This is a genomic window from Citrobacter sp. Cb028 (assembly GCF_030336705.1).
GTDB lineage: Bacteria > Pseudomonadota > Gammaproteobacteria > Enterobacterales > Enterobacteriaceae > Citrobacter > Citrobacter braakii.
The window spans coordinates 1,173,290-1,186,293 of record NZ_JAOWCZ010000034.1 but is presented as its reverse complement, the minus strand read 5'-3'; the positions used below and the strand labels follow the sequence as shown (position 1 = coordinate 1,186,293).

The 13,004-nt window shown below is 50.7% G+C and carries 11 protein-coding genes and 1 other RNA gene; 9 read left to right on the top strand and 3 right to left on the bottom strand.

All coding sequences use genetic code 11. The features are described 5' to 3' along the window. The first annotated feature begins 31 nt into the window (after positions 1-31). Positions 32-883 carry a Vmh family MBL fold metallo-hydrolase gene (locus OGV75_RS15340; protein ID WP_286480862.1) on the top strand — a complete coding sequence of 284 codons (852 nt, stop codon included), beginning with the start codon at positions 32-34 and terminating at the stop codon, positions 881-883. 67 nt (positions 884-950) lie between these two features. Here the strand turns inward: OGV75_RS15340 and OGV75_RS15335 are convergent, their stop codons facing one another. The 3 genes from OGV75_RS15335 to ydiJ form a co-directional block, all read right to left on the bottom strand. Beyond that, positions 951-1,139, bottom strand: coding sequence for a YdiH family protein (locus tag OGV75_RS15335; protein ID WP_286480861.1), 189 nt, complete (start codon positions 1,137-1,139; stop codon positions 951-953). 77 nt (positions 1,140-1,216) lie between these two features. Beyond that, the gene (menI, locus tag OGV75_RS15330; RefSeq protein ID WP_016152900.1) at positions 1,217-1,627 is read right to left on the bottom strand and encodes a 1,4-dihydroxy-2-naphthoyl-CoA hydrolase; all 411 of its coding nucleotides are present in this window, start codon (positions 1,625-1,627) and stop codon (positions 1,217-1,219) included. After that, complete coding sequence (gene ydiJ / locus OGV75_RS15325) at positions 1,624-4,680, bottom strand: D-2-hydroxyglutarate dehydrogenase YdiJ (protein ID WP_286480860.1); 3,057 nt, start codon at positions 4,678-4,680, stop codon at positions 1,624-1,626. The genes menI and ydiJ overlap by 4 nt, the downstream gene beginning before the upstream one ends. A gap of 213 nt (positions 4,681-4,893) precedes the next feature. On the opposite strand from ydiJ, the gene ydiK reads away from it, so the two are divergent. The 8 genes from ydiK (at position 4,894) to OGV75_RS15285 (ending at position 12,996) form a co-directional block, all read left to right on the top strand. Then, complete coding sequence (gene ydiK / locus OGV75_RS15320; protein WP_016156362.1) at positions 4,894-6,003, top strand: AI-2E family transporter YdiK; 1,110 nt, start codon at positions 4,894-4,896, stop codon at positions 6,001-6,003. 190 nt (positions 6,004-6,193) lie between these two features. Next, positions 6,194-6,301, top strand: an RNA gene (gene rprA, locus OGV75_RS15315) — antisense sRNA RprA. 158 nt (positions 6,302-6,459) lie between these two features. Continuing rightward, the gene (locus tag OGV75_RS15310; protein WP_286480858.1) at positions 6,460-6,816 is read left to right on the top strand and encodes a YdiL family protein; all 357 of its coding nucleotides are present in this window, start codon (positions 6,460-6,462) and stop codon (positions 6,814-6,816) included. 48 nt (positions 6,817-6,864) lie between these two features. Beyond that, positions 6,865-8,085 (top strand): MFS transporter, encoded by a 1,221-nt coding sequence (locus OGV75_RS15305; RefSeq protein ID WP_286480857.1) that lies wholly within the window; start codon positions 6,865-6,867, stop codon positions 8,083-8,085. 240 nt (positions 8,086-8,325) lie between these two features. Further along, entirely contained in the window at positions 8,326-9,561 is a 1,236-nt protein-coding gene (locus OGV75_RS15300; protein WP_053390159.1) for an MFS transporter, read from the top strand. Between the two features lie 21 nt (positions 9,562-9,582). Continuing rightward, positions 9,583-10,449 (top strand): quinate/shikimate dehydrogenase, encoded by an 867-nt coding sequence (gene ydiB, locus OGV75_RS15295; RefSeq protein ID WP_016156358.1) that lies wholly within the window; start codon positions 9,583-9,585, stop codon positions 10,447-10,449. 36 nt (positions 10,450-10,485) lie between these two features. Next, positions 10,486-11,244, top strand: coding sequence for a type I 3-dehydroquinate dehydratase (aroD, locus tag OGV75_RS15290; protein WP_286480856.1), 759 nt, complete (start codon positions 10,486-10,488; stop codon positions 11,242-11,244). 156 nt (positions 11,245-11,400) lie between these two features. Beyond that, positions 11,401-12,996, top strand: coding sequence for an acyl CoA:acetate/3-ketoacid CoA transferase (locus tag OGV75_RS15285; RefSeq protein ID WP_286480855.1), 1,596 nt, complete (start codon positions 11,401-11,403; stop codon positions 12,994-12,996). Positions 12,997-13,004 lie beyond the last annotated feature (8 nt).

Below are 13,004 nucleotides of genomic sequence, written 5' to 3'. Positions count from 1 at the left end.
AAAGACAATTTCCTGCACAAGGATACCTGGCATGAAAGTTAAAACGCTGGCCCTGCTGTTACCTCTGTTCGCCTCTTCAGCCTTTGCCGCGACGCTACAGCTGGACGTCTACAATCCACAGGACAAGGCTATTTTCCCGGTCTCTTCAACGCTGGTTTCAGGACCGAAAGAAGCAATATTGTTTGACGCACAGTTCAGTACTAAAGATGGTGAACAGCTGGTGCAGATGATTCGCGCCAGCGGTAAAACGCTGAAGGCCATCGTGATCACCTCCGGCGATCCGGATTTCTATTTCGGACTGCAGCCTATCGTCAAAGCCTTCCCACAGGTAAAAGTCCTGGCAACACCGCACGTAGTAGACCATATCCGTGCCACCAAAGAGGCCAAACTGCAATTCTGGGGTCCGCAAATGAAGGATGGCGCACCAACATCGCTCACTGTTCCGCAAGCGACAACGCAAACGTATTTCACAGTTGATGGTGAAGCGCTGGAACTGCGCCACCCTAATGATTATGCAGCCTACGTCTGGATCCCGGCGAACCGTGCCATTATTGGCGGTACCGGAGTGGCGTCTGGTATACACGTCTGGACGGCGGATACGCAATCTGCAGAACAGCGTAGCGCGTGGCGTAGCGTACTGAGCGAAATGCAGAAGTTACAACCCACCCAGGTGGTCCCGGGGCATTACATCGGCGAACGCCCTGCGGGCGATAAAGCGATTCGCTTCACACAGGACTATCTGCAATCGTTTGAGCAGGCGTTAGGGGCGAAGAAAGGTTCGGATTATGTGATTAAAACCATTACCGCGACATGGCCAGGTCTTGCAGACGCAAGTTCTCTGGAGCTAAGTGCGAAGGTTAATACTGGTGAGATGAAGTGGTGATTGAGATTTAACGCAAAAAATAACCCCGAACGCGTGTCGGGGTTTCATTACGATAAGCATACCGGAATCAATGAACGCCCATGCGCCAGGCAAAATAGATCTCTTCTTTTAGTTCAGTCGAAGAAAGCGTCAATAAATCCGCGAACTCCAGCTCTAACTGTTTCAGTCTTTTCAGGTACTGAGCTGGTGAAAGATCGGTTTTATCACGACGTAAAAACTCCATTGCCAGTTGGGCCGGGTCTAATTGGGTAGACATATCATCCTCGCTTGTGTTCAAAACCTGCACAGTATAACACCATTCCCTGTGCAGATAATGACCAAAAGCAATATGCATCACAAAATTGCTGTCGTCAGACGCGACGTGCAGCACAATCGTCCCTGCTCATCGAAGATTTCGATTTGCCATACCTGATGACGAGAGCCAGTATGCACCGCGCGACATACCCCTCTGACGCGCCCTTCCCGCGCCGAGCGAATATGGTTGGCGTTGACCTCCAGGCCCACCACTTTCTGCTCACCCTGAGTACACAGGTAGCCAGCCACCGAACCAATGCTCTCAGCCAGCACTACGGACGCGCCGCCGTGCAGCAAACCAAATGGTTGTTTAGTACGGTGGTCTACCGGCATTGTGGCTTCCAGCGTGTCATCGCCAATGTGCACAAAACGAATATCAAGCAGCCCAACCATATTTCCTTCACCCATGGCGTTGAGCGCTTCGAGTGTGACTTCACGTTTCCAGATCATCCTATAATCTCCAGCAGTGCCTGTAATGGATGGCGAACGCCCGTGCCTTCAACGCGTTTAACCTGACTGCGACAGGAGTATCCGGTAGCCAGACAACGGTTACGCGGCAATCGTTGCATTGCCTGGTGCCATGATAGCTCATAGATCCCCAGTGAGTTCTGATGATTCTTCACTTCGTGGCCATAGGTGCCCGCCATGCCACAGCACCCTACGCTGATGTTCTCCAGCTTTGCGCCAAAGCGGGCAAAAATAGCCGCCCACTGAGCAGGCGCGCCCGGCAGGGCCGTCACTTCGGTACAGTGTCCAAAGAAGTACCACGGTTCACCGCCCACAGCGACTGACTGCTGTGACTCCACAACTGTCGATAACCATTCGTTGGCGAGTAACACATGGAAATCGCCCCGCTGTTCCCCGAGCGCCAGTTTGTATTCATCGCGATAGCAAAGCACCAGCGCCGGATCGACACCCACCATCGGAATATTCAGCTTCGCCACCCGATTGAGAAACTCAGATGTTTTCTTTGCGGTTTTAGCAAAACGGTTTAAAAAGCCCTTAATATGCTGAGCCTTGCCGTTTGGCGAGAACGGCAGCAGTACCGGCTGCAAACCCAGCTTTTCAACCAGACGTATAAAATCAGCCACCACCTGTGCATCGTAATAGCTGGTGAACGGATCCTGCACCACCAGCACCGTACGGGCTTTTTGCTCAAGGCTGAGTAATTCGAGCTGTTCCAGCGTCATATTAGCGGAACGATGGCCAACTAACTGACGTTGAAGCGACGGCGCAGACAGCAGCGGTAAGTCGACCATGCCGATGTGCTTTTTAGCCAGATTACGCACCAGCGGCTGGTTGATGAAGAAGTTAAACGTGTTGGGCGCCCGCGCCATTAACGGCGCATAGCTCTCAACGGTCGCCACCATGTGATCGCGCAACGGCCGCAGATAACGCGTGTGATACAACTGCAGGAAGCGTGAGCGGAACTCCGGCACATCGATTTTAATCGGACACTGTGTGGAACAGGCTTTACACGCCAGACAACCCGACATTGCCTCTTTCACTTCGTGCGAGAAATCGTATTCGCCCTTGCGCGCATGCCAGCTGTTGCGGGTACGGGCAATCAGCGTACGTAAACTGGCACGTTTTTCCGGTAGCTCTTTTTCCAGCTGTAGCGGGTCAATCCCGCGATCTGCCAACAGACGCAGCCATTCACGCACCAGCGTAGCTCGCCCTTTCGGTGAATGGATACGGTTGAGGCTGATTTTCATCGACGGACACATCGGGCTTTTCGCATCAAAGTTAAAGCATAACCCGTTGCCGTTACACTCCATCGCCCCACGCCACTCCTGGCGTACGGCCAGCGGGATCTGACGGTCATACGTTCCGCGCTTCACCGCGTCCACTTTCATCATCGGCGCATCAACATCCTCCGGTGGACAGATTTTGCCCGGATTGAGCCGGTTTTGCGGATCAAACACCGATTTCACTTTACGCAGTTCGCGATACAATTCCTCACCGAAGAACGCCGGGCTATATTCTGCACGAAAACCTTTCCCGTGCTCGCCCCACAGCAGACCGCCATATTTTGCCGTCAGCGCGACAACATCGTCAGAAATGCGTTTCATCAGCACTTCCTGCTGCGGGTCGCACATATCCAGCGCCGGTCTGACGTGCAGCACGCCTGCATCTACGTGACCAAACATGCCGTAACTCAGGCCGTGGCTATCGAGCAGCGCGCGGAACTCGGCAATATAGTCAGCCAGATGTTCCGGCGGAACGCAGGTATCTTCAGCAAACGGAATCGGCTTCGCGGCCCCTTTCGCATTCCCCAGCAGACCGACAGCTTTTTTACGCATCGCGTAAATGCGCTCGACGCCTGCCAGCTCGGTACATAGCTGCCAGCCTATAACACCCGCTTCCTGACGCGCAATTAAGCCATCCAGCCGTTCGCACAGTGCGCTGACCTGCGAATCAATCAATGCTTCATCGTCACCGGCAAACTCCACAATATTCAGACCCAGCATCTCTTTATCCGCCACATCGGTAATCAATTCACTTACCGAGTGCCAGACAATATCTTCCCGTGCCAGGTTAAGCACTTTGGAGTCGACGGTTTCTACCGACAGCGCGCGCGCTTCCACCATCACCGGGGCATTACGCAATGCCGAGTCGAAAGAGTCGTACTTAACGTTAACCAGTTGTCTGACTTTGGGTAGCGGCGTGATATCCAGACGGGCTTCGGTGATAAACGCCAGCGTACCTTCAGAGCCGGTAAGAATGCGGGTTAAATCAAATTCGGTCATCTCATCGTTAAAGACGTGCCGCAGATCGTAACCGGTCAGGAAGCGATTAAGTTTCGGGAATTTATCAATGATCAGCTGTCGGTTGTCGCGGCAACGCTCATAAACCGTCTTGTAAATGCGGCCAATAGTGGTGTTGCTATTACCCAGCGTTTGGGCAAGTTCGACCGGCATTGGCTGGGTATCAAGAATATCGCCGCCCATCAGCACCGCGCGGATACCCAGCACGTGATCGGAGGTTTTACCGTAAACCAACGAGCCTTGTCCGGATGCGTCGGTATTGATCATCCCACCCAGCGTTGCCCGGTTACTGGTGGATAACTCGGGGGCAAAGAAATAGCCGTAAGGCTTCAGAAACTGGTTGAGCTGGTCTTTTATCACCCCGGCTTCGACCCGCACCCAACCTTCCTGCGCATTGATTTCAATGATGCGGCTCATATAGCGGGACATATCAACAATAATGCCCTGATTCAGCGCCTGACCGTTGGTCCCGGTGCCGCCGCCGCGTGGGGTAAAAATCAACGAAGAGAAAAGAGGTTCCGCCGCCAGACGAGCGATGAGCGCCACATCTGCGGTTGAACGAGGGAATACGACAGCATCAGGAAGCAGCTGATAAATACTGTTATCCGTCGACATTGTCAGACGATCGGCATAGCTCGTTGCCGTATCGCCCGTAAATCCTTGCTGCTCCAGTGCCTGCAAAAAATTGAGCACCAGTTGAACGACACCTGGCGCCTGAGAAATTTGTGGAATCATTATAGTGACCCTTTCCTGCGGTCTGTGTTGTGAATTTAATCGTTTGCGTGTTGCTTTGTTTGTTGTATCACATTTTTTTCTAATACGCTCAGCAGATTTACAGGCAGAATCCGCCTGTTAAAAACCGCTGAAATTGCTCATCATTACAGGGTGTCATTTAAGTGTTCACGTCGCGTCAACGTTCTGGCGCAAAGACAAAGGTGAAAAGTATTTATGGTAAATTTCCGCCAGCCCAAGGATATTGCACAAGTGCTGCTATCGGCGCTGTTTTTAGCCGTCATGATTGTGGCCTGTCTTTGGATTGTTCAGCCCTTTATCCTCGGTTTTGCATGGGCGGGGACGGTGGTCATTGCGACCTGGCCGATCCTGCTACGCTTACAAAAATTGCTCTGGGGCCGTCGCTCGCTGGCTGTGCTGGTGATGACCCTGCTGCTGGTGCTGTTGTTCATCATTCCTATCGCGCTACTGGTCAATAGCATTGTTGATGGCAGCGGGCCATTGATCCATGCCGTAACCGCAGGCGATATGACCCTGCCGGATCTGGCGTGGCTGAACAGTATTCCGTTGGTCGGCGCAAAATTGTATGCCGCGTGGCACAGTCTGCTGGATATGGGCGGCGCGGCCATCATGGCCAAGGTTCGTCCTTATATCGGCACAACGACGACCTGGTTTGTTGGCCAGGCTGCACATCTTGGCCGCTTTATGATGCACTGTGGTCTGATGCTGCTGTTCAGCGCCCTGCTGTACTGGCGCGGTGAACAGGTGGCGTTAGGTATTCGCCACTTCGCTTGTCGCCTGGCATCCAAACGTGGCGATGCCGCCATTCTGCTGGCAGCACAAGCCATTCGCGCCGTCGCATTAGGCGTTGTGGTCACCGCGCTGGTGCAGGCAGTGCTCGGTGGCATTGGTCTGGCGGTAACCGGCGTGCCGTACGCCACGCTGCTGGCGGTATTGATGATCCTGTCTTGTCTGGTGCAACTGGGACCATTGCCGGTGCTGGTCCCGGCCATTATCTGGCTGTACTGGACGGGCGATTCAACCTGGGGCACGGTGCTGCTGGTGTGGAGCGGCGTGGTCGGAACGCTGGATAACGTTATTCGCCCGATGCTGATTCGCATGGGGGCCGATTTGCCACTGATCCTGATTCTCTCAGGGGTCATCGGCGGACTGATTGCCTTCGGCATGATTGGTCTGTTTATCGGCCCGGTGGTACTGGCCGTGTCCTGGCGTCTGTTCTCCGCCTGGGTAAACGAAGCCCCTGCGCCAGGTAGCGATCCCGACGAAATCCTCGAAGAAATTGCTGAAATCGAACGCAATAAGTAATCCCAATCCCTCGTCAGGCGGCACCGCCGCCTGATTGTTTAACAATACTAATCAATTCCGCCCGCTTACTGAATAAGACCCAACGTTATCCTTCTTTAAATACTCATTTGCTTCGCAAATTATTTACAGTTTTTAAACTATTGAGATGAATCTGATCGACGTAAAAAATCAGTATGCCTACTATTAGCCCATGGCTTTAGATCAACACATTGATTTATAAGCATGGAAATCCCCTGAGTGAAACAACGAATTGCTGTGTGTAGTCTTTGCCCATCTCCCACGATGGGCTTTTTTTTGTCCTTGGCGCGCCTCGCCACCAACCTTACCGCACCACAGCTCCGCTCTTCCCCGTTGATAAACAAATAATATTGCACAAGATACTGTGACTCTCTTCAAGCCGAAATATCCACAGCAATGTTATTACTATTCCACCGTCTTTTATGAGGTGATCAAATAATGAACGCATTAGAACTCCAGGCTATCCGCCATATTTTTGCTATGACGGTAGAAGAAAGCGCTATGTATATCTCGCGGAATCACAATGTTGCCGCCTGGCAACAATGGGAGAATGGCGAAAGGGAAATCCCGGAAGACATCACGCGCATTTGTGCAGAAATGAAAGCCAGACGAAAGTTAAGAATTAACGCCATTATCGAAAAAATAAATAACCGTATCGGTAATAACACCATGCGTTTCTTTCCCGATCTGATCTCTTTTCAGGCGGTTTATCAGCACGATGATTTTCTCGACTGGAAAATCTATCAATCGGCCGCTGTTGAACTGTATGCCCACGACCTTGAGCGTTTGTGTTAAGAGACCGCAGCGCCACACTCATTTAGCCTTTTCGCTGAGTAACATATTATGAAAAACACCTATTTCTCCACTGCGATAGGGCTGTACTTTAATTACCTGGTACACGGCATGGGGGTCATTCTGATGAGCCTCAATATGTCTTCACTGGAACAACAGTGGCACACCGATGCCGCAGGCGTCTCAATTGTTATTTCCTCACTCGGCATTGGCCGTTTAAGCGTGTTATTGGTGGCGGGCATGCTTTCCGATCGCTATGGCCGCAGACCGTTTATTATTTTCGGTATGGTCTGCTACCTGCTGTTCTTTGTAGGCATCATCAATACTCACAGCATTTATATTGCCTATACTTTTGGATTTTTAGCCGGAATGGCAAACAGTTTTCTTGACGCCGGAACTTACCCCAGCCTGATGGAGGCGTTTCCCCGCTCTCCCGGCACGGCTAATATCTTAATTAAAGCGTTTGTTTCCATCGGTCAGTTTCTGCTGCCGATGATTATCAGTCTGCTGGTGTGGGCAGAACTTTGGTTTGGCTGGTCCTTCCTTGTGGCGGCCGCGGTAATGCTAATCAATGGCGTATTTTTGTTTCGCTGTCGATTCCCGGCCCATCCTGGGCATCAAGCCCCCCTCAAGGCATTACCCGTTGAACAGAAAAGCATACAATCTGAACATCGTTGTTCTCTTCTCGATCTCGCCAGTTACACTCTGTACGGCTACATCGCCATGGCGACATTTTATCTGATAAGCCAGTGGTTAGCACAATACGGACAGTTTGTCGCCGGGATGTCCTACACTTTATCGATCAAGCTGTTAAGCATTTACACCTGCGGTTCTCTACTGTGTGTGTTGATCACCGCGCCACTGGCACGAAAGACGGGGCGCGCAACTTCTCTGTTAATGCTGTACACCTTTATCTCATTTATCGCATTGCTGATGGTCTGCCTGCATCCGTCGATCTACATGGTGATCGTCTTCGCGTTTGTCATCGGTTTCTCTTCAGCCGGAGGCGTTGTACAAATCGGTTTAACGCTGATGGCCGCACGCTTTCCCGATGCGAAGGGCAAAGCCACCGGGATTTACTACAGCGCGGGCAGCATTGCGACCTTCACCATCCCACTGATAACGGCAAGACTCTCGCAGACCAGCATTGCTCACATCATGTGGTTTGATACCGGCATAGCCGCGGTAGGCTTCCTGTTAGCATTGTTTATTGGCTATCGCAGCCGTATCGCGACAAAGCAGCAACTAAACATGGCGACGGTCGTAAAATAACGCGGATGCAATATTGTTCTCCCCCGTTGCAAAATAATTGGTCGCGGTTTTAAAACTTCAGCAAAATGTTGGTTGAAAGAATTAAGTTTCACAGTTGAGCATGCAACATACCTGGTAACTTAAACGCCATGCTATGTAGGCACAATATCAGCACCCCGGTATATTAATCACAAGGTCGCCGCAATTTAAACAAAATCGACGAGCACAGAACAATTTTAAAATCCGCAAGGAGTTGTGAACATGTCTCAAAATAAGACCTTTAATACGCCATTTCTTTTGGCGATAATCTGTATTTATTTAAGTTATTTTTTACACGGCATTAGCGTCATTACACTGGCGCAAAACATGAGTTCTCTTGCAGAAAAATTCTCCACCGACAATGCTGGGATAGCCTATTTAATTTCCGGCATTGGTCTTGGTCGCCTGGTGAGTATTTTATTCTTTGGCGTGCTCTCAGATAAATTTGGTAGACGGGCTATCATTCTGTTAGGGGCAATTCTGTACATGCTGTTTTTCTTCGGCATTCCCGCCAGCCCGAATCTGATGATTGCCTTTATTCTCGCTGTTTGTGTCGGCGTCGCTAACTCGGCCCTGGATACAGGGGGCTATCCGGCATTGATGGAATGCTTCCCTAAGGCGTCTGGATCAGCGGTTATCCTGGTTAAAGCGATGGTCTCATTTGGGCAGATGATCTACCCCATCGTCGTCAGCACCATGCTGCTCAACCATATCTGGTATGGCTATGCGGTCATTATCCCGGGGGTACTGTTCGTCGTCATAACGTTGATGCTGCTCAAAAGCCGCTTCCCCAGCCAGATGGTGGATGCGGGCATTGCAAAAGAGCTACCACAGATGAACAGTAAACCGCTGGTCTGGCTGGAAGGTGTAGCCTCCGTTATGTTTGGGGTGGCCGCATTTTCTACCTTTTACGTCATCGTAGTCTGGATGCCGAAATATGCGATGGCATTTGCCGGCATGGCAGAAGCCGACGCGCTGAAAACCATCTCTTACTACAGTATGGGATCGCTGGTCTGCGTGTTTATTTTTGCTGTACTGCTCAAGAAAATGGTTCGACCCATTTGGGCGAATGTGTTTAACGCCGGGCTGGCAACCCTCACCGCAGCGGTTATCTATTTATATCCATCCCCATTGGTGTGTAACGCCGGTTCATTTCTTATCGGGTTTTCTGCCGCAGGCGGTATTTTACAGCTCGGCGTTTCGGTGATGTCAGAGTTTTTCCCCAGGAGCAAAGCCAAGGTCACCAGTATTTATATGATGATGGGGGGCGTAGCCAACTTTATTATCCCATTAATCACCGGATACCTTTCTAACATTGGCCTGCAGTACATCATTTTGCTGGACCTCGCATTTGCTTTGCTGGCCTTCATCACCGCCATCATCGTCTTTATTCGTTACTACCGCGTATTTGATATTCCCAAAAATGATGTGCGGTTGGGCGAACGTTATTTTCAATAAATTGCTTAGAAGGAGTATCAAATGGACGTAACTGCAAAATATGAACTGATTGGTCTGATGGCCTACCCTATCAGACACAGCCTGTCGCCTGAAATGCAAAATAAGGCATTAGAAAAAGCGGGATTACCTTTTACCTACATGGCATTTGAAGTCGATAACTCCACGTTTGCTAATGCGATTGCCGGGCTGAAGGCCTTAAAAATGCGCGGTACCGGAGTCTCAATGCCCAACAAGCAACTGGCATGTGAATATGTTGATGAATTAACGCCTGCAGCCAAACTGGTCGGCGCGATTAATACTATCGTCAATGATGATGGTTACCTGCGCGGCTACAATACTGATGGCACGGGGCATATTCGCGCCATCAAGGAAAGCGGTTTCGATATCAGGGGTAAAACCATGGTACTGTTGGGCGCAGGCGGCGCGTCAACGGCCATTGGCGCCCAGGCGGCGATTGAAGGCATCAAAGAAATCAAACTCTTTAACCGTCAAGATGAGTTCTTTGCCAAAGCGCAGGAATTCGCCAAACGTGTTAATGAAAATACCGACTGCGTGGTCACCGTTATCGATCTCGACGATCGACAGGCTTTTGCGGACGCACTGGCCAGCGCGGATATTCTGACTAACGGTACGAAAGTGGGAATGAAGCCGCTGGAGAACGAATCTCTGGTGACCGACGTTTCCCTGCTACGCCCAGATCTGCTGGTGACTGAATGCGTCTACAACCCGCATATGACCAAATTATTGCAACAGGCACAACTTGCCGGTTGCAAAACGATTGATGGTTACGGCATGTTGTTATGGCAAGGGGCTGAACAGTTTAAACTCTGGACCGGGAAAGATTTTCCTCTTGAGTATGTGAAACAGGTTATGGGTTTTGCAGCCTGATGGGCAAGCATTTGTAAAATATTTAAAGGGTAATCGATGAAAACCGTAACCGTAAAAAACCTCGTCATTGGCGAGGGTGCGCCGAAGATCATTGTCTCACTGATGGGTAAAGACATCGCAACGGTAAAAAGCGAAGCGCTGGCCTATCGCGAGGCGGATTTCGACATTCTGGAATGGCGCGTTGACCATTTCACCGAGGTGTCCTCCGTTGATGCCGTACTGGAAGCTGCACGCGCCATCCGCGATGTGATAGCTGACAAACCGCTGCTGTTCACCTTCCGTAGTGCCAAAGAAGGTGGTGAACAGGCGCTGGCTGTCGAAAACTATATTGCGCTAAACCGTGCGGCGGTAGATAGCGGTCTGGTCGATATGATTGACCTGGAGCTTTTCACCGGTGACGAACTGATTAAAGCCACCGTCGAATATGCACATGCAAAAAATGTCGCCGTCATTATGTCGAATCATGATTTCCATAAGACGCCAGCGGCACAAGAGATTGTCCTGCGCCTGCGTAAAATGCAGGAGCTTGGCGCTGATATCCCGAAAATCGCCCTGATGCCGCAAAACAAGATGGATGTATTGACCCTGCTTGGCGCAACTCTGGAAATGCAGGAACGCTATGCCGATCGCCCGATCATTACCATGTCGATGGCCAAAACAGGGGTGATTTCACGTCTGTCCGGTGAGGTTTTCGGTTCAGCGGCAACCTTTGGCGCGGTGAAAAAAGCCTCTGCCCCTGGGCAAATTTCGGTCACCGACCTACGTACCGTTTTGACCATATTGCATCAGGCGTAATAGTACTGTTTATCCATATTAATATCAGTAATGCCCTGCCCCAGATATTCGCTTAATCACGAATATCGGGCAGATGGCCGGACATTATTAAATAACTCACATTATTATTGTCGAATATAGCGACAGGTAGTCGCACGCATATAATCTGGAGTTCACATGAAATTATCAAGACCAGAACGCATTGATGGTCGGGTCCCCGTATTATCCGCAGTGGATGCCATTAATTATATTCCTGATGAGGCAACGCTCTGTGTATTAGGCGCAGGTGGCGGTATTCTCGAAGCAACAACATTAATTAATGCGCTGGCTGAAAAATATAAAAACGCACATTCACCCCGAAACTTATCATTGATTAGCCCAACGGGATTAGGTGACCGTGCTGACCGTGGAATTAGCCCGTTAGCTCAGGAAGGTTTAGTCAAATGGGCATTATGCGGCCACTGGGGACAATCACCACGAATTTCCGACCTCGCTGAGCAGAATAAAATTGCCGCCTATAACTATCCTCAGGGCGTATTAACCCAGACTCTGCGTGCCTCGGCAGCCCACCAGCCGGGTATTCTGAGTGAGATCGGTATCGGAACATTTGTCGATCCCCGCCAACAGGGCGGAAAGCTGAATGAAGTGACCACCGAAGATCTGATCAAGCTGGTGGAAATTGATAACAAAGAGTACCTCTACTACAAAGCCATTGCGCCAAACATCGCCTTTATTCGCGCCACCACCTGCGACAGCGAAGGTTACGCCACGTTTGAAGATGAAGTTATGTATCTCGACGCGTTGGTGATTGCTCAGGCCGTTCACAACAACGGCGGTATCGTCATGATGCAGGTGCAAAAAATGGTGAAGAAAGCCACACTGCACCCAAAAGCCGTGCGTATTCCGGGCTATCTGGTCGATATTGTGGTCATCGATCCCGATCAAACTCAATTGTACGGCGGTGCGCCGGTTAACCGCTTTATCTCGGGCGATTTTGTCCTTGATGACAGCCAGCAGACTGCCCTGCCGCTCAATCAGCGTAAACTGGTGGCCCGACGCGCTCTGTTCGAAATGCGTAAAGGCGCGGTCGGCAACGTTGGCGTGGGTATCGCCGATGGTATTGGTCTCGTTGCTCGCGAAGAAGGCTGCGCTGACGACTTTATTCTGACGGTCGAGACCGGCCCGATTGGCGGAATTACCTCCCAGGGCATCGCTTTTGGCGCCAACGTCAACACCCGCGCGATTCTGGATATGACCTCCCAGTTTGACTTCTACCACGGCGGTGGGCTGGATGTCTGCTATTTAAGCTTCGCCGAAGTGGATCGCCACGGCAATGTCGGCGTACATAAATTCAATGGCAAAATTATGGGGACCGGCGGTTTTATCGATATTAGCGCCACCTCGAAGAAAATAATATTTTGCGGCACGTTAACTGCCGGAAGCCTGAAAACGGAAGTTGCCAATGGCAAATTAAATATCGTACAGGAAGGCCGGGTGAAAAAATTCGTCAACGCATTACCTGAAGTCACTTTCAGCGGAAAAATTGCACTCGAGCGCGGACTGGATGTGCGTTACATCACCGAGCGTGCTGTATTTACGTTAAAAGAAGATGGTCTTCATTTAGTCGAAATTGCGCCAGGAGTCTCTTTACAGGAAGACATTCTGGACAAAATGGATTTCCCTCCGGTTATTTCTCCGGAACTGAAACTGATGGACGAAAGATTATTTATCGATGCTTCGATGGGTTTTATATTGCCCGATGCCGCCAATTAAAAGGAGTA